The organism is Bacillus yapensis (assembly GCF_005280205.1).
Taxonomy (GTDB): Bacteria; Bacillota; Bacilli; order Bacillales; family Cytobacillaceae; genus Robertmurraya; species Robertmurraya yapensis.
The window spans coordinates 161,399-178,284 of the sequence record NZ_SUND01000009.1 but is presented as its reverse complement, the minus strand read 5'-3'; the positions used below and the strand labels follow the sequence as shown (position 1 = coordinate 178,284).

At 33.8% G+C, this 16,886-nt stretch carries 14 protein-coding genes and 4 pseudogenes; 12 read left to right on the top strand and 6 right to left on the bottom strand.

Annotated elements, in window-relative coordinates; all coding sequences use genetic code 11:
• Positions 1-115 precede the first annotated feature (115 nt).
• A pseudogene (locus FAR12_RS12720) lies at positions 116-2,383 on the bottom strand (Tn3 family transposase); the annotation flags it as partial.
• Positions 2,384-2,419: 36 nt separating this feature from the next.
• A complete protein-coding gene (locus tag FAR12_RS12715) occupies positions 2,420-2,971 on the bottom strand; it encodes a recombinase family protein (RefSeq protein ID WP_116354896.1) in 552 nt (183 codons plus the stop codon).
• Positions 2,972-3,270: 299 nt separating this feature from the next.
• Between FAR12_RS12715 and FAR12_RS12710 the strand changes: the two genes are divergently transcribed.
• From FAR12_RS12710 to FAR12_RS12670, 9 genes and pseudogenes are all read left to right on the top strand, one after another.
• Entirely contained in the window at positions 3,271-3,651 is a 381-nt protein-coding gene (locus FAR12_RS12710; protein ID WP_053474821.1) for a GntR family transcriptional regulator, read from the top strand.
• Positions 3,651-4,505 carry an ABC transporter ATP-binding protein gene (locus FAR12_RS12705; protein ID WP_126409027.1) on the top strand — a complete coding sequence of 285 codons (855 nt, stop codon included), beginning with the start codon at positions 3,651-3,653 and terminating at the stop codon, positions 4,503-4,505. Before FAR12_RS12710 ends, FAR12_RS12705 begins: the two co-directional genes overlap by 1 nt.
• Positions 4,506-4,507: 2 nt before the next feature.
• Complete coding sequence (locus FAR12_RS12700) at positions 4,508-5,155, top strand: ABC-2 transporter permease (protein WP_126409026.1); 648 nt, start codon at positions 4,508-4,510, stop codon at positions 5,153-5,155.
• A gap of 203 nt (positions 5,156-5,358) precedes the next feature.
• A pseudogene (locus FAR12_RS12695) lies at positions 5,359-5,706 on the top strand (IS91 family transposase); the annotation flags it as partial.
• On the top strand, positions 5,681-5,932 hold the full coding sequence (locus tag FAR12_RS12690; protein WP_084347554.1) for a hypothetical protein: 252 nt from the start codon (positions 5,681-5,683) through the stop codon (positions 5,930-5,932). The pseudogene FAR12_RS12695 and the gene FAR12_RS12690, both read left to right, overlap by 26 nt.
• Positions 5,933-6,108: 176 nt before the next feature.
• Positions 6,109-7,203: an L-dopachrome tautomerase-related protein gene (locus FAR12_RS12685; protein WP_061794307.1), complete on the top strand. Its 1,095-nt coding sequence runs from the start codon at positions 6,109-6,111 to the stop codon at positions 7,201-7,203.
• A 301-nt stretch (positions 7,204-7,504) separates the two neighbouring features.
• Complete coding sequence (locus tag FAR12_RS12680; protein WP_108897239.1) at positions 7,505-7,750, top strand: spore gernimation protein GerQ; 246 nt, start codon at positions 7,505-7,507, stop codon at positions 7,748-7,750.
• Between the two features lie 16 nt (positions 7,751-7,766).
• Positions 7,767-8,135 (top strand): spore coat protein, encoded by a 369-nt coding sequence (locus tag FAR12_RS12675; protein ID WP_126409024.1) that lies wholly within the window; start codon positions 7,767-7,769, stop codon positions 8,133-8,135.
• A gap of 18 nt (positions 8,136-8,153) precedes the next feature.
• Positions 8,154-8,705: pseudogene (locus FAR12_RS12670) on the top strand (alcohol dehydrogenase catalytic domain-containing protein); the annotation flags it as partial.
• Between the two features lie 310 nt (positions 8,706-9,015).
• Here FAR12_RS12670 and FAR12_RS12665 read toward each other — a convergent pair.
• A complete protein-coding gene (locus FAR12_RS12665) occupies positions 9,016-10,251 on the bottom strand; it encodes an IS110 family RNA-guided transposase (protein WP_026582706.1) in 1,236 nt (411 codons plus the stop codon).
• A 324-nt stretch (positions 10,252-10,575) separates the two neighbouring features.
• On the opposite strand from FAR12_RS12665, the gene FAR12_RS12660 reads away from it, so the two are divergent.
• Both FAR12_RS12660 and FAR12_RS12655 read left to right on the top strand, forming a co-directional pair.
• Positions 10,576-10,764: a hypothetical protein gene (locus FAR12_RS12660; protein WP_126409023.1), complete on the top strand. Its 189-nt coding sequence runs from the start codon at positions 10,576-10,578 to the stop codon at positions 10,762-10,764.
• A 178-nt stretch (positions 10,765-10,942) separates the two neighbouring features.
• On the top strand, positions 10,943-11,530 hold the full coding sequence (locus FAR12_RS12655; RefSeq protein ID WP_126409022.1) for an HNH endonuclease: 588 nt from the start codon (positions 10,943-10,945) through the stop codon (positions 11,528-11,530).
• 399 nt (positions 11,531-11,929) lie between these two features.
• On the opposite strand, the gene FAR12_RS12650 is transcribed toward FAR12_RS12655, so the two are convergent.
• The 3 genes from FAR12_RS12650 to FAR12_RS12640 are packed head-to-tail and all read right to left on the bottom strand — an operon-like array spanning position 11,930 to position 15,489.
• The gene (locus tag FAR12_RS12650; RefSeq protein WP_126409021.1) at positions 11,930-12,313 is read right to left on the bottom strand and encodes a DUF6262 family protein; all 384 of its coding nucleotides are present in this window, start codon (positions 12,311-12,313) and stop codon (positions 11,930-11,932) included.
• Between the two features lie 49 nt (positions 12,314-12,362).
• Positions 12,363-14,465, bottom strand: a complete 2,103-nt coding sequence (locus FAR12_RS12645) for a tyrosine-type recombinase/integrase (protein WP_170972194.1) — start codon at positions 14,463-14,465, stop codon at positions 12,363-12,365.
• Complete coding sequence (locus FAR12_RS12640) at positions 14,392-15,489, bottom strand: tyrosine-type recombinase/integrase (RefSeq protein WP_126409019.1); 1,098 nt, start codon at positions 15,487-15,489, stop codon at positions 14,392-14,394. The genes FAR12_RS12645 and FAR12_RS12640 overlap by 74 nt, the downstream gene beginning before the upstream one ends.
• A 253-nt stretch (positions 15,490-15,742) precedes the next feature.
• Between FAR12_RS12640 and FAR12_RS12635 the strand changes: the two are divergent.
• Positions 15,743-16,777 (top strand): annotated as a pseudogene (locus FAR12_RS12635) (type IA DNA topoisomerase); the annotation flags it as partial.
• Positions 16,778-16,886: the final 109 nt, after the last annotated feature.

Sequence of the window (16,886 nt, the reverse complement as noted above, 5' to 3'; positions counted from 1 at the left end):
TGAAAGATAATGGCTAACGACTTTAAATCGTTAGTCATTTTTAAATCTTTCGTTAAGTACATGTCTACAATGAAAGAACACATAATAATTTTAATTTTTTTACAAAAAGGTATTGATAACCAGCTGTATCAGTGTAATGTTCTTCAATTGTAAGGTCAGATTCATGATGTAATAATCCATCTATTACATGTACGGCATCCCTTGCATTTGTATTAATAACTTTTGCATAAAAGGATGAAAACTGATCACTTGTAAAACGATAAATGGTCGTACCTTTCCCAGTTCCGTAATGAGGATTTGAATCTGCATGTAACGATGATACACCAACAGGAACACGCATACCATCGGAAGATGATGTTGTCCCATCTCCCCAATATGTAGATAAAGATAGACGGTGCTGATAATTTACAAGTGTAGCTTGAGCGCGAATCATAGCATCTTCATGTAATCTCCATTGCATAACATTGGCCATCTGACGATATGAAATATCAGGAGTTGCTTCTGCCATTTTAGTTAATCCAATATTTGTCCCCATCGCCATTAATGAAGCCATCACAATAGACCTTTCCTCACCTTTGGGCGGTTGATTTGAAGAAGCGTGAACAAATGACTCTTCAAATCCAGTCCATTCAGCTACCTCCATTAATAAATCAGTAAGTTTAACTCTTGGAAGCATATTATAAAGCGATAAGCTGAAACTTCTAGCTTCTTCAGGAGTATCAGCTTGAAGTCTCTCAACATGTATCTTTTGTTTTTCAATGTTGATACTTTCAACTTTATCAATATTTTTGGAAATCCATTGAAGTTTCGTATTTAAAGTTTCACATCTTTCCTGTATATACTGTTCAAAACTTACATTAACAGCTATATTAGTCCCTTTAATCTTTGCTTTTCCCCAATCATCTTTTGACACTAAATATTCTTCAAAATCCTTATGTAATCGACTACCTTCAACCCAAACATCACCGGAACGGATATAGTTTTTGAGTTCTGTTAAGGCAGCCATTTCATAATATTGACGGTTAATGTTACCTTCATCATCAAAAACATGTTTTTGCCAACGTTTAGGAACAAAACTCAAAGGTGAGCCATAAGGGATCTTCCTTTTTCCAGAATCATTTAATTCGTGTATGGTATCTAATGCTTTCAATAAAGGCTCTGCTGATTTAGTAGATTTGAACACTAAGGAATCCAACAGGCTTGGAGTATATTTCCTTAAATAGTTATATCGAGTTTTTATTAAATCAAGGTAATCATAATCCATTGGTCTTGATAATAATTTAGCTTCCTCAATCGATTCTACAATTTTCTCCCACGGCATTACTTGCTCTAATGCCACATAGGGATCGATCCCTTCCTCTTTGGCTTTAATTAAAGCCGTTCCTATATCTGCGTAATGCACAACTTTTTCATTTACTGACTTTCCATTTTGTTTTTGCATCTCTTCTTGCGTTTTTCTGCCTTTTGCTTGTAACACCATCATTTGTCTATCATGAATTTCAATGGCATGGTCAGTTAAGTCTTGGGAGAGAGTGATTAAGTGAGCGACCAATAATGCATATCTTTTATCTTCGTTAAATCTTCTAAAAGAATGGGGTTCATATCTAGCCCCAATTCGTGCCAATTGTAAAAGTCTATTGGGGTGTATTAATGCCGTATTGGCTGCAATATTCATTTCTTTAATGTACTTTAATCTTTTTATGACCTTTAAAAAAGAATCTGGTGACGACTGTCCGGGAATTTCCCGAAGCCAAGCTAATTGGGTTTTATTATTATTTACCGTTAAATCGATTAACTTTTCTAGTTCACGCTTATGTCTTTCGGAAAGATTACTTGTTAGTATGGCATATATTCTTTTCTCTGCACGCGTTCTTGCTAACCAAACCATCCTTTCGATTGTTGGGATGGCAGGAAGGATTATTTTTTCCTTTCTTAATAAACCAATTGCTGTGCGTACTAGATACATCGAATTCCCATTTTCCAATGCGGATTTTAAAAGAACATTAGAAATCGTACGATAATCACTGTTATTAAAGTTTCTATATCCATAAACTTGACGTATTTCTTCTAAATGCTCACGTCTAGTTGTATCACGTTGAGCATATGAAGAGTAAACCTCTGGATCTAAATTAATTTGATTAGCAACATATTTAATAAGGTTTTCGGGTATTTCTAACATATTAATTAAAGAACAACCGGGGTTTCTAAGAATGCATAATTGGAGTGCGAACCCTAAGCGATTATGATCTCTTCTATGACGATTTATAACATCAATATCATAGTCAGATAGACTGTAATAAGAAGTAAATTCAAATTCTGATAAATTATTAAGGTTTAAAATTTCCTTGCGCTGTTCTGGTGTCAGTAGTTCTTTTACACTCAAGTTAAATCAATCCTTATTAATAATTTTGGTATGCGCCTAATTTACTTTGTCTAAGTATCTATACAGTGAGGTTTTGCTGATTCCTGTTGCTTCTGTAATTTGGTTGATTGTATAATCCTTGCTTTTATACATTTTAATCGCCATTTCAACTTTGTCCTTTTTCTTCGATGGTCTGCCACCTTTCCTTCCTCTGGATCTTGCTGCTTGAAGCCCTGATTTTGTCCTTTCGCTAATAATATCTCGTTCTAACTCTGCAATATTTGCCATTGTACGAAAGAAAAACTTCCCCATTGCAGTTGAAGTATCAATACTGTCATTAATAGAGACAAAATCTACGCCCAGATCATTGAATAATTCACTAAGTTCAATTAGATGTTTTGTAGAACGTGAAATACGATCCAGTTTATATACAACAATTTTGTCGCCACTGCGTAAGACTTTAAGAAGTTCTTCAAGTTGGGGTCTATCTTTTCTAGTTCCGGTCAATTTTTCTTTATAAATTTTTTCTACCCCAAACTTTGTAAGTGCATCAACTTGCATATCCAAGTTTTGTTCCTCCGTACTTACACGTGCATAACCAAATATCATCATTCATCACCTGCAAAAGTAGTTTATAACCCTATATTAGCACCTAAAACGGTATCATATACTAAAAATGTTACTTTGATTTTGGGAATGAGTTTTGGTTCTATAGATTAATAGAAATAGGTTGTTTTTTTAAAAATATTTATAAGTACCATAAACGGTCGTTTATGGTTCATCAACTCCTTACAATAATTGAATTAAGACATTATGTTATTTTAGATATTGAAATTAAATTATAATAATTGTATATTATGTATATAATGTATATCAAGTACATATACAGTTGAAAAAAGAGGGTTCCTATGAAAATAATTATTAAAAATGGTTCCGAGCAACCGTTATATCAACAAATAAAGGATCAAATTAAAGGTGGAATTCTTCGTCAGGAATTAAAAGAAGGTGAAAAACTTCCGTCCATTCGTTCATTAGCAAATGATTTACATGTTAGTGTTCTTACAACAAAAAGAGTATATGACGAATTAGAAAAGGAAGGATTTATTGTAACAACCGTTGGAAAAGGTTCATTTGTAGCATCCGACAACTTAGAGATGCTGTCGGAATCTAAAAGGCACATGATTGAAAAAAAGCTTTCAGAGGCGTGGCAGATGGCTAAAACTCTAGGAATAAATAAACAAGAACTTTATTTAATGATGGATATCATTTTTGAAGAGGATGATGAGTGATGACAGCTGTTTTAGATGTGAAAAACTTAAAGAAAGAGTTAGATACTTTCAGCTTAGATAAAGTGGACTTTTTATTAAAAGAAGGTTGTATAACTGGTTTTATCGGAATTAATGGTTCCGGAAAAACAACAACTATAAAAACCATACTTGGACTCTATCCGAAGAACGAAGGTAGTATTAAGTTTTTTGGTAAAGAAATAGAAAAAAATGAGTACATAGTAAAGAATCGTATCGGGGTAGTTTTAGATGAAGGCTATTTTTATGAAGAAATGACATTGAAAGAAATGAAAAGTATTATTGCTCCTGCATATACGAACTGGGATGAATCTGTTTTTTTAAAGTATATCAATCGATTTAATTTGAAATTAAACCAAAAAATTGCAACCTTATCAAAAGGTATGCGAATGAAATTTGCCATTACTTTAGCTCTTTCTCATCATGCTGATCTATTGATAATGGATGAGCCAACAAGTGGTCTTGACCCATTAATTCGTAATGAGTTAATGGAGATACTTTTAGATTTCATGGAAGAGGATGGAAAGAGTGTATTCTTTTCTACTCATATAACTTCTGATTTAGATAAAATAGCTGACATGCTTATATTGATTGATAAAGGCAGAATCATATTCAACGAAAGTAAAGATGAACTACTGGATAGGCATGCTTTGGTAAAAGGAGATAATAGTTTAATCAATGAACATACAAGAAGGTTATTTTTAAGTTTGCGTCAAACAGCAGTTGGCTTCGAAGGAATTACCGACAAATTAGACGTAGTACGTGAACAAATGAACGATTGTCTAATAGAGAGGCCTTCCATTGAAAATATAATGTTAGCCTATGTAAAGGAGGGATAAAAATGTTATTTCATCTTGTCAAAAAGGATTTCATTCTAGCCAAAAAATACCTATTGTTTATGCTTATTTTTGCAGTTATTGGCCCCATATTTATTTATTCAAAGTTAGGATTTGATAACGGTAGCTTTACAAGTTTTCTTATTACCGTTTTATTTACGGAATATATTTTGTTTAATATGGTTTCGATGCAAGAGGATAAATATAGGGGATCAGCACTTCTTTGTACAACCCCACATACTCGTAATGGTGTCATTAAAGCAAAATATCTATTTATTCTTGTGATTTTTATTGGGTGTTTCCTTTTATTTAACCTTGCAGTAGCAATTGGTTTTTCTACAGGGCTAGCAAGATTAAATATTTATAGTATAGGAATAGCTCTTTTGATCATTTCTGTTTTTTTCGGAATATTAATACCTATTCAAACTAAATTTGGCTATGAAAAAACAAAGTATATCTTTTTTATTTTATTTTTAACTCCATTTATACTACCCACTATTATTGAGTGGTACCAATCGATGAATTTTAATATCAATTTTCAATTACCACTACCTCAAACAGTAATGGTTTGGGTGCCTTTTGTAATATCTATTTTTATTATCTTAATTTCAATGATTATATCAATCCAAATCTTTTCAAAGAAAAACTTATAGCTTCTTCTTTTGAGGTGAATATAAATGAAAACAATAATAATATTTGTAATACTGTTTGCAGTTTTAGTATTTGTAATTAAAAAAATTAGGAGCAAATAGAAATCCATATAAAAAAAGTCGAATCCATCAAGGATATCGGCTTTTTTAGATTGAAATTTGCTTAGCGTACAAAATTTCCGAAATGTTGGCTGTACCCCTATAATCTATTACAACACATTTGTCCCAAGCATTTTCGAATGGTTGGTCGTTTTGGTTTGTACAGCAGAAGGTCATATAAAAAGGCAAATCAAGTGTTGAGTCTTTATGCTTTTATGAGAACCAAACAACTGTCGTTGTTATTAGAAAGAAAAAAGAAGAAAAAAACTTATAGACAAAGAATGATTGAAGCTTTTGATAAAGATCCTTTTATCTGTCCTCATTGCCATCGTGAGATGGACCTAGTGGAGATCTGGCATGCAGATTATGGATTCTTGTATCATTATATGGAGGATTTAGAATCTGTTAAAACGGTAAGGAGGATTAATCTTGGTCAAAAACAAAGAGCAGGATGATATGAGTAAGGATTTTCTTAAATGGCTAGAAGAAGATCCATTTGGATTAAATGAGGATATGAAAATAATTATTTTTAAATGCATGGATTGTGGAAAAGAAGATGAGGTTCCAGAATATGTGGTTGAAGAGTTCCATTTTGATTTAAAGGAAAATGAAGAAGTAGAAGTAGTCTGTCCTTTTTGTAACGGAACAATGAGACGAGCGAGAAATATCCCAAGTGAATAATCTTCACTTGGGACGTGATTTAAGTCGCGTTAGCGATTTTGTTCTTCCGACCGACTTTAGTTGTTGAATCGATAGAGGTTAATGTTTTATAGAAAAAAACTTATTAAGAAACATGCACTAGAAAAAATATAAATCATATATAGGTGATATCCCGTTTGATGCTTAAGGAGGATATGATGATACCTATGTTACCTAGTGAAAAATATTTCGGTAATTTTGAACTGGTTTATCCATTTTATGGGGCTATGCCTACAGGTGTTACTGTTTCAGAAACCGGTCGTATTTTCATTTGCTTCCCGAAATGGGGAGACGATGTTAAATTTACGGTGGCGGAAATTGTTGAGGATAAATTGCAGCCTTATCCTAATTTACAAACCAATTTGGTTAACCCCGAGAATTTTACAAGGACTTTTATCAGTGTCCAAAGTGTAGTTGCTGATGGAAGGGGAACACTTTGGGTATTAGATACAGCTGCACCCAATTTTTCTGAACCTATTAAAGGGGGGGCAAAATTAGTCGCTGTTGATCTAGAAACGAATACAATAAGAAAAGTATATACCTTTACAGAAGATGTTGTCCTGCCTACAACTTATTTGAATGATGTCCGTTTTGATTTTCGTGTTGGAAAAGCAGGGTATGCTTATATAACGGATTCTTCTTCAACAGGACCAGGAGCTATAATCGTCGTAGATTTAGCAGATGGAAACGCCTTCAGACGGTTAAATGGGGCAAATTCAACTTCACCCGATCCCTATTTTATACCGAAAGTAGAAGGAAAAGTATTAATGAATCGAAATAAAGATGGCAGTACTTCTCCATTTAGACTGGCTTCTGACGGTATTGCGATTTCGCCTGATGGAAGGGTATTATTTTTTTGTCCACTAACCAGTCGTCATCTGTTCTCGATCACAACAGAAGCCCTGAGAGACAGAAGCATACCGGACATGGAATTACCTTATCATGTGGAGTATTGGGGAGAAAAAGGTGCATCTGATGGAATGATCACTGATGCAAAGGGAACTGTTTATGCTGGAGATTATGAACACAACTGTATCCGCAAGATATTGCCAAATGGCACAATGGAAACGATCATACATGACCCGAGAATGTTGTGGCCGGATACTTTTTCAATTGGTCCGGATCAATATTTGTATGTCATTGTGAACCAATTACATCGACAGCCTAGATTTCATTATGGAAAAGACTTACGACAGAAACCTTATAGTTTACTTCGTATCAAAATTGATGAATTTCCTGCTCCGACCTTTTGATAATAAATAAACTTAAAATTAGGAACAGTTTATTTGGTAAATGTTAAACTGTTCCTGGAAATTTTTATAATGTTGGTAAGTTCAATTCTGTATTTATATTTCGGACTTACGATATATCTGGTTGAACATTTTTTTTGTACATGAAAAAAGGACCGCAGCAGCCATCATCCCCAGCTACACAAATTAATGAATTCCTCCCATTTATGAATTTTACCGATTATAAAAAACCTTAAAGAATGTTTCCTCCTATTTTTGGAACAATACAATTGATTGTATTAACGAATAAGGAGGTTAAGTAGAAATGGATAATCAAAAATTAGCCGATCATGAATCATTGGATTTGCATGAAGTTATTAATTTCAAAACCCTTTGCTTAGCGAAATCAAAACTAATGCAAGGATTGGTATTTGATCAAGATTTGAGAGCGTTAATGCAAAAAGATGTTGAACAATCCATCGAAGCGCTTGGGGAATTACAGGCAATTTATCAACGTGCACCTTTTGAAGCTCCTGTTCCTCAAAACCGTCCAACGCCAATAGTCAATTGAAAAGGAGGCAAATTCATTGAACCATGACTATTTAGACCCTATAAACTCACTGCACGTACCAGAGCTGGCAGATACCACATTTGCGATGGATTTACTTCTTCGTGCCAAAGAAGGCGTGCGCAATATTGCTGTCGCATTAACGGAGTCCGCATCACCTGATGTTAGAACGGTCTTACGAAACCAGTTAATGCAAGGGATTGCCATGTACCAAGAAATTACAGAACTAATGATTAATAAAAAATGGTTCCATCCATACGAACTAAGTGAACAGTATAAACTAGATCAACTTTCAGCCAACAATACCTTGATGATTGGCAAAATGAATCTATTTCCTGTTGAGACCAATAGAAAAGGTATGTTTGACCGGACACCTGATGAACACTAACACTGGAGGCTGTGACCAATGAAGGCAGTAACATATCAAGGTATTAAAAATGTTGTAGTGAAAGAAGTTCCAGATCCAAAGATTGAAAAACCAGATGACATGATTATCAAAGTAACGAGTACAGCTATATGCGGGTCTGATTTACATTTAATTCACGGCATGATTCCTAACCTGCAAGAAAACTATGTTATTGGTCATGAACCAATGGGAATCGTCGAATAAGTTGGTCCAGGCGTGACCAAACTAAAAAAGGGAGATCGTGTCATTATTCCTTTTAATATAGCATGCGGTGAATGCCATTACTGTAAAAATCATTTGGAAAGCCAATGTGATAATTCAAATGATAATGGTGATATGGGTGCCTATTTTGGATATTCTGGTACGACGGGGGGCTATCCAGGTGGGCAAGCTGAATATTTAAGAGTGCCATTTGCCAACTTTACTCATTTCAAAATTCCAGAGACTTGTGAAGAACCAGATGAAAAGTTAGCAGTTATTGCCGATGCGATGACTACTGGTTTTTGGAGTGTTGACAATGCAGGCGTAAAGGATGGAGATACCGTTATTGTTCCTTTAGCAAAAGGTTTTATAGCTAATTAGGGGTACAGTCAGGAAAATGCGGTTACAACTTTAAGATTTTTGATACAAGTCTTGTGAGACGCTGTGAAAGTTATTTTTATTGGAATGAATCTGTGTATCAATAGCCTTTACTCTATTGAGATTGTGAAGGTTTCTACTTAAACTAAACCAGCTAATAGTTTGTCAATATTTTTCAATAAAAATTTAAAATATCCCATGCTATACTAAAAATGCGCATACCAAATAACCTTCCGTTAGACTAATTTTGGAAGGTTTTGTGTTATTTAGTTAGATATAGGTTTTAAGCTATATCTTGGAAAGTCGTTTTATTCTTTAAAAGGGCAAATATCCAATGTAAGAGCTTATTTACACAAGCAATGACAGCTACTTTAAAGGGTTTTCCTTCTTCACGTTTCTTATCATAGAACTCTCGTAATTTCTTATTACGAGGAATGATCTCATCGCTTGTTTTGCTCTTGCGACAGTCACGAATCGCACAACGAACAGCCATATATAAGGCGTGACGAAGCCTACTGGATCCTCTTTTGGTGATTCGGTTTTTGGTGGCTGTAAACTTACCAGATTCGAATACACTAGGATCAACTCCAGCGAAAGCTACGAGCTTTTTAGGATCAGTAAATCGATCTATCTCCCCAATTTCTGAAATGATCGTTGCAGCGATCTTTTCACCGATACCTGGGATAGATTTGATGATGTTATATTCTTCAACTTCTTTTGCGAGGGCATCTATCTCTGACTCTAACTTGGATAGGTGCTCTTTGTATTGAAGAATGATGTTTATATACATACCTAGACTCAAAATATGACTCTGATACAAAGTCTTTTCAAACGGATTTCGGTCTGCGGCAGCTTTGAGTTGAATAGCTTTTTCATTAGCCCATCTGTATGAACGGCTTTTACATAATTGAGCGATTTTGTCAGCTATGGTTTCAATACTTGCCTCTAATATATCTTCAGATGAGGAAAACTCTGAAAGAGTTAACAGTGATACTACTGAATATAAGTCGCCAAAAACCCCTCTATATTCAGGAAAGACCTGATCCAGAATAGCTTGAAATTGTAGCTTTGTTTGAATTAATACCCCAGTTATATTCTCGTGCTGTCTGGTAAGATTTCGAAGGTTTAAAAGTTGAACTCCACGCTTTTTATATGGCTCAAGATCCTCTTTATAAAATAGCTCGCAGAGATGGTAAGCATCGACCGCATCTGTCTTTACTTTCCGAAGACTTGAACTTTTAACTTTATAAGAAATCAGTGGATTAATGATGATCAATAAATATCCACGTTCCTCCAAGTATTGAACAACAGAGGAATGATAATGTCCTGTTGCTTCTAGAACGATAGGTGGTTTCTTACCTGTTTCTCTCTTTACGACCTCCAGAAACTCTACAAGTAAATTAAGACCTTCAATAGTATGAGAAACTTTAAAACTCTTACGATATGGTTTGCCTTTATCTAAAAATGCCTGAACTTGACTTTCCCCTTTTGAAACATCCAGACCTATGACTGGATTCATTTCTAATTCCTCCTCCTAAACTAGTCATTTGCCAGTATCCCTAATTCCTCCATGCAGTGTCACAGCTTCGCTTGTTATACGAGATCTAAGTCCCAACCAGCCTCAATCATGTTTCTACAAGTAGGGGGCGAACCGTTTAGCTGACGGGGTCGAAGCCCCACGGGCAGTTACGTTCTACCCTGGCTACTGATATAATAAGACCATAAAAAAATAGGTCAACCAGAAATATCTGGTGACCTTATAATACGAACGAAGCAGTTTAGTTACTATTGCTGTATAATCAATATTTAGATACGCTATTTAAATTGGAAAAGGAGGAAACTTATGAAAAAGTATATTTGTAATGAGTGTGGAGGAGAATTCTCCAAAAATCAACTCGATTCAGAATTACTGATAGATGGTGAGTCTTTTTGTAAAGACTGTGCTAGCAGCTTAATGGAAGCTGGAAGAGACTCTGTAGATCCAGATCATAATTTTGATTCGTACGAAGACTGGGATGAAAATGGACGTTAACTAACATAACAGAAGTATTAAGAGTAGACCCCAATATAGTTGGTTAAAACTTTTTATTATTTCTTTGCTTACTATATGGGTGCTTTAGTTCAACAGTCGATTCCTTGAAATCGGCTTTTTTTATGGGTAAAAGTTTCCTTATCGTTGTAAATCCGCATTTTCCTGACGCTACCCCTTTATGCAAAAAATAAAATTTTCTGAACGGCTTGAAGGGCATTCAGATGCGACCAAAGCATTTCGACGAATGAAACAGCAGATATTTTCTGGTATGCTTCAAAAGCTCGGTTTTGAGATTACAGAGACAAACGACTTGTTCCTTGGTGTATATGATACAAAAACGAAGACTTTTTTAAACACGACACCAGAAAAGTTTATATCAGATTTTTTGATGATCTCACTTTTGATGATCTCACTATTGAAGGGACATTTCATGGGGAATAAGGGTTATCAACTGGAGATACTTCCATCATATTCTCTTGAGCCAAATTTGTTATCCACAACAATTGGGCCATCCGGGGATTCACTTCCAGAAAAAATTAAAAACAGGAGGGGAAACCGTTCTATCCCACTAAGTCTTCGATTCAAGGTGCTTGAGAGAGACCGTTGTTGTAAACTTTGTGGACGTACACCAAATGATGGAGTAAAGATTCATGTTGACCATGTAATCCCTTTTTCATTGGGGGGTGCTACTATCCTTGAAAACCTGCAAGCACTTTGCGAAGAATGTAATATCGGTAAAAGTAATAAATCCTCCAAAAAATATTAAAATTTCTAATGCGGCAAAAAATCTAACAAACCCGTGTACAATTTGCATCATTTCAAATTTATTGGGAGCTTGGATCCAAGCTCCCATAATCCTATTTTTGATATTTGACAAACAGTAGTTTTTCTGAAGTAGGATCTAGTTTTTAAGCATATGATAATAAACGTTCTAACGGACCGAAATTTCAGCTTTTCCGCTGTTGATATAAAAATGTATTAGATATTAGGAAAGGAAGCTATTATGCGCATTTCTGAAAGTCTATGATATCTAATAGAATAGTACAGTTCTTTTCACTATCAAAATACTAAATAGATTTATTAAATTCATCAATCCTCTAATTACCTAAGTTGTTATGTCATATCTTATTAGGTCTAACCTTTTCTATATTTAATATTAAAGTCTTTATAATTCTTTATAAAAATCATTAAGGTCTTTTTGTAGTTGATTTTTTAGTTTCTTGTTTTCATCTTCAAGTTTTTCTATTTTTTTTCGCAATGTCGCAATAATTACATCTTTTGATTCGTTACTCATATTGCGTTTTACTTGTCTTGGTGAAGGGAGACCTTCTTGCTGAGATCTAAGTGTTTCTATTCTTGCTCTAAGATCTTTATCCTTATAAAGAAAGCTTTTTGAAACATGAGCTTCTTCTGAAACGGAATTAAAGTTAATTTTCATCTGTTTTTTTATCATTTTTTTTAAAGCTTCTTCTGCTTTTTGTTTAGTTATTTTTGACTTTTGCTTGGAATTGTCAATTAATTTGTCTATTTTAGGGTTATTATTTGCCATATTTGATAACACCATCTTTTATAAATAATGGAATCTTCTGTATTAATAGCTATCTGTTAACCAAAGTTCTTTCTTCAGAGGTAAGCTCTCTTTTTTCTTTAGGAATTCCATAGAATCCTCCATTTTGTTCAATGCCATCAAGGATTTTCTGATAGTTTTCTTTTTTCTTTTGTGCGAACTCTAAGGAACGCTCTTTCCCTTGTTTAATATACAATTTAATATCCTTTTCTAAAAGTTCGATTTGGGATTTATAGTAATCTCTAAAAGTTCCATCAACATGAAAACTACGGCATTTGTTCGCAATACATGGGGGTTCTAATGTGCGTTCTAAGAAATCGCATTTTGTTTTAGGGCTTTTTATACATACACCATGATCCATACGTATCGAATCATAATTATGACGAATCCATTCAAGTTCAAGTCCATTTTCGTGTGCCTGAGTCTCTAGGTCAGCTGGTACAACTTCGCCTGTTGGATTTAATCTAATTGCGGCATTTTTTTTTGCTTTAAAATATTCATCTCTCAAGGTGGAGTCGTGTATTTTTGCATAAACCAATGTCATTTCAGGTGAGGCATGTGCCATTAATCTTTGGACATGGAGAATATTCATTCCATTGTTTATTAATGTTACTCCATATCGATGTCTAAAGGCATGATTTCTAAAATGGTAAATATCCCTATCGATGTCCTTTATTTCTGCTTTTTTTGCTAAATCATTTAAATTTTTATTAAAAACTGCAGTGGTAATCGGCAAACCTTTCCTTTGGCCTTTAAGACGAGGAAATAAATAGTTCTTTGGATTATTATCTTCTGTGCTATTTTCTTTAATCAGCTCTCTTTGAGCAATGATAACTTCGGCAATTTCTTGTGAGATTGGAACCTTATGATCCTTATATTTTACCTTACTTTGGTCTCCAACAAGCCACCACTTATCATCGTTATCTCTTTCTAAGCAGTTAATATTTAATGATAAAATATCACTTCCTCTAAAGCCGGATGCTTCCATAACAAGTAGAATTGGAATATATTCTGCTTTCAATTTATCAATATTTGCTACTACTTGATCCCATATATGATCAGGAATATATTTTATTTCCCGATCAGACAATCTACTTCTAGTGGGTATATCTTCTGAAAATATTAACCTATCAACTAGTTTTTCAGGTGCCTCAGTCCATTCAAAATTTTGTATATCTTTTAGGAATTTTCTCAATATATTTAAATTAGTCCCAATATTTGTTTCACTTGGAGGTTGCTGGACCCTACTGCTTTTATTCATTACTGTGGATTTGTTGCGTAAATAGTCAATATATTCAATGATAATTGATCTTGATAATTGCTTTAAATCCTTAAAGTCAGGATATTTTTTATCCAAGAAGGTAAGAAATTTTAGTAACTCTTTTTTATATCGAATACCAATATGAAAATTCAAATCTTGCCTAGTTACAACTCTAAATTTTAAATATTTTTTTATTAAATCTTTAAATTGAGTTGGTATATTAGTAAAGTCAACTTTATTTGTTGTATTAGCAGCCTCATTATATTCAATATTTAGTTCCCTAACATCCCAAATGTCTTTGTCTGTTTCTTCCCTTGTATCGTAAAATTCATTATAAAAGTCTGTGAGTAGGTTTAATGCCATATAATTTCTATTACTTCTTATTCTGTCCTTAGTTTTCTGGTTTATTTTCAGACCTTTTTCGGTTAAATAAGTACTATATTCTGACATAACCTTTTCTTTTATCAATTTCGAAAAAGAGGATATGTCTGGATAAAATTCGTTTATGAAATTACTGATATGATTTATAGAAGTATAATATCCTTCAAAAAGTGTTAACGGAGACATTTTTTCATCAAGTAATCTATGTGCAAAATAATATTTTGTCTCATCGCCCATAAGGCTATTATTAAAATTGAAAGTTATTTTGTGATGAGTCGCATAATCAGGAGGATCATACTGAACAGGAATTTCCACGTCTAACCAAATATCTTTTTTGAAATAAGGATTTTGCTCAAAAAAATGTTCAATAGATTGGTCTTGATTTGAAATAATAAGTTTGAGTTGCTTTTCTGTCCTTTTATCCAAATTTATCATCTTCTTTTCTTTTTTTATTCTCTTGTGCTTTTTCATATTCTCTTCGAATAGTTTCATCTGATGGATGAATATAAAGAGATATTGTAGTTTGAACTTGTTCATGACCAAGAAGTTTTTGAATTATTGCAATGTCTACTCCTTCATCGTGTAACTCAGTAGCAAATGTATGCCTAAGAGTATGCGGGGTAAATTTAATTCCCGTTTCCTCTACTAGTCGATCAACCATAGCCTTAGCAGATCCATATGTTAAGGGTTCGCCTCTGTTTTTACCTTGTAAAGTTACAAATACAAAATTGGTATCAAAACCGTTACCATCATGGATTTCAAAAAGATAATCTTGAAACAAATTCATGGTTTCTGATGAGGCATATACTGTCCTACCTTCTCCAGCTCTTGTCTTCGATTTTCTAACTTTAATACTTTTATCTGAAATATTAAAATCCTCAATCCATAAAGATAATGCTTCATCAATTCTTAATCCAGTATCGTATAATAAATTTATTAGGAATAAATCTCTTAAATTTTTGCAAGAATCAATTATTTTGTTTAGATCATTGTTCTTTAAAATTTTTATTCTTTTTTTATGTTCTTTAAGTTTAAGTAAATTTTTCTTTTCATTGTCTCCTTGTGTCAAGTGGTATAAAAAAGGTTTAAATCCCTTATTTTTCACTGGGATCTCTTTCTCTACCTTATCCGAAATTCTATTTTCAGTTTTCTCTAATCTATATAAATAATCATAGAAGCCCAAAACTGGTGTCATAATCAAATTAATTGTTTTAGCTGTTCTTTTTTTCTTTTTTGATTTTTGGTGAAATAAAATGTTAGTTGACCTTGGATTTTGTAACCAACCAATAAAATCTGCTAGTAAATTGATATCTACTTCAAGATAGTCAACTTTTTTTTGCTCTAAAAATTCAAAGTAAAGTTTTAAATGATAACAATAAGTTTTAAGGGTGTTAACAGCTTTATTATTTTTTAAAAATTTTAGGTATTTAACAACTGGAATTACCGGCTTTCCATTACTATCTATTAGGATATAGTTTACTATTTCCTCGTTTTCTCTTATTTCGTAAATATCCATGTTAATCAGCCCCTAATGAAATTTACTACAACAACATAGCAGGGATTAAAAAATTGAAATTGTTGTCGTTGTTGTAGAGGTCTACAAAAAAGTTTTTAAAGGTGGTCTTTATTAATTATAACAAACATACATTCGTAGACAACTATAAATTCGTAAAATTTTAAATAGATATAAAATTAATTCAACGTTCAATATCACCCCGATTTAATATGGTAAAATACGTTAAGAACTATTATTATTATAGTGTATTTAAACGGATCACTATGCGATTATTCCAACTGAGCAGGTTCCTTCGATCGCCCGCTTGAGCCCGGATGAGCAAAAGATGTACGATTTAATTGCACGAAGCCTGATTGCTGCTCACTATGGTAAATCCATAACCGAATATACAACTGTGAAAACGTTGGTGGATGATAGAGCTACTTTCCAATCAAAGGGAAAGGTACAGGTCGAAGAAGGCTGGAGGAAGGTTATTCCACAAATCGAAAAGGATAAGGATCCAAGTCTTCCGGTCTTGCAAACTGGAGAAACTGGTAAAGTAGCAAAGGTAGAAGTGAAGGAAAGTAAGACACAGCCTCCTAAACGTTTTACAGAAGGCCAATTAATTACGATCATGAAAACAGCTGGTAAGCATATTGAAGATAAAGAGCTTGAAAAGGTTCTGATGAAAACAGAAGGACTAGGAACCGAGGCGACGCGCGCTGGAATTATTACGATGCTTAAGGATAGAAAATATATCGATATACGTAAAAATCTTGTCTATGCCACAGCAAAAGCGAAAATACTAATTCAGGCGATTGGTGATGAGATATTAGCCTCTCCAGAGATGACTGCCAAATGGGAGCAGCGTCTGAAGGAAATTTCTGAAGGACAAGCAGCCCCAAAGCAATTCATGGAAAACACGAACAAAATGATTACACATCTTATTTCGACAACAACAGAAGCTTCTGCAAAATGGGAGTTTACTGAAGACATGAAAGACAGCTTTGTTCCAGGAAAACAAGCAGGACAAAAGAGGCAACAGACGAGCTTGGGCTCTTGTAAAAAATGCTCAGGTACAGTTGTCGATAAAGGAAGCTTTTATGGTTGTTCGAGTTATCAAACGACCAAGTGTGATTTTACAATTTCGAAAAAGATTCTAGGAAAATCGATCACACAAAAGCAGGTCAAGATTTTATTATCAGAAGGTACTACGGAGGTTATTCAAGGATTTAAAGGGAAAGAGAAAGAGTTTGATGCGAAACTCACTTGGAACGAAACGGAGAAAAAAGTAAAGTTTATTTTTTAGCAAATCCTTTCCCTCAGGAAAATAAACAATAATATTACTTTTTGATAAAGGATGAACGGGTTATCCGTTTTTCCTTTATTCTTGTATCCCTTTTCATTGTATTGTAAAC

What these genes read in the sequence shown, in the direction of transcription:
- FAR12_RS12665 (WP_026582706.1), bottom strand. Translation starts at nt 10,251, where the DNA reads ATGAATCCAGTCATAGGTCTGGATGTTTCAAAAGGGGAAAGTCAAGTT.
- FAR12_RS12705 (WP_126409027.1), top strand. Translation starts at nt 3,651, where the DNA reads ATGACAGCTGTTTTAGATGTGAAAAACTTAAAGAAAGAGTTAGATACT.
- FAR12_RS12680 (WP_108897239.1), top strand. Translation starts at nt 7,505, where the DNA reads ATGGATAATCAAAAATTAGCCGATCATGAATCATTGGATTTGCATGAA.
- FAR12_RS12655 (WP_126409022.1), top strand. Translation starts at nt 10,943, where the DNA reads ATGCAAAAAATAAAATTTTCTGAACGGCTTGAAGGGCATTCAGATGCG.
- FAR12_RS12685 (WP_061794307.1), top strand. Translation starts at nt 6,109, where the DNA reads ATGATACCTATGTTACCTAGTGAAAAATATTTCGGTAATTTTGAACTG.
- FAR12_RS12640 (WP_126409019.1), bottom strand. Translation starts at nt 15,489, where the DNA reads ATGGATATTTACGAAATAAGAGAAAACGAGGAAATAGTAAACTATATC.
- FAR12_RS12645 (WP_170972194.1), bottom strand. Translation starts at nt 14,465, where the DNA reads ATGAAACTATTCGAAGAGAATATGAAAAAGCACAAGAGAATAAAAAAA.
- FAR12_RS12650 (WP_126409021.1), bottom strand. Translation starts at nt 12,313, where the DNA reads ATGGCAAATAATAACCCTAAAATAGACAAATTAATTGACAATTCCAAG.
- FAR12_RS12700 (WP_126409026.1), top strand. Translation starts at nt 4,508, where the DNA reads ATGTTATTTCATCTTGTCAAAAAGGATTTCATTCTAGCCAAAAAATAC.
- FAR12_RS12715 (WP_116354896.1), bottom strand. Translation starts at nt 2,971, where the DNA reads ATGATATTTGGTTATGCACGTGTAAGTACGGAGGAACAAAACTTGGAT.
- FAR12_RS12710 (WP_053474821.1), top strand. Translation starts at nt 3,271, where the DNA reads ATGAAAATAATTATTAAAAATGGTTCCGAGCAACCGTTATATCAACAA.
- FAR12_RS12660 (WP_126409023.1), top strand. Translation starts at nt 10,576, where the DNA reads ATGAAAAAGTATATTTGTAATGAGTGTGGAGGAGAATTCTCCAAAAAT.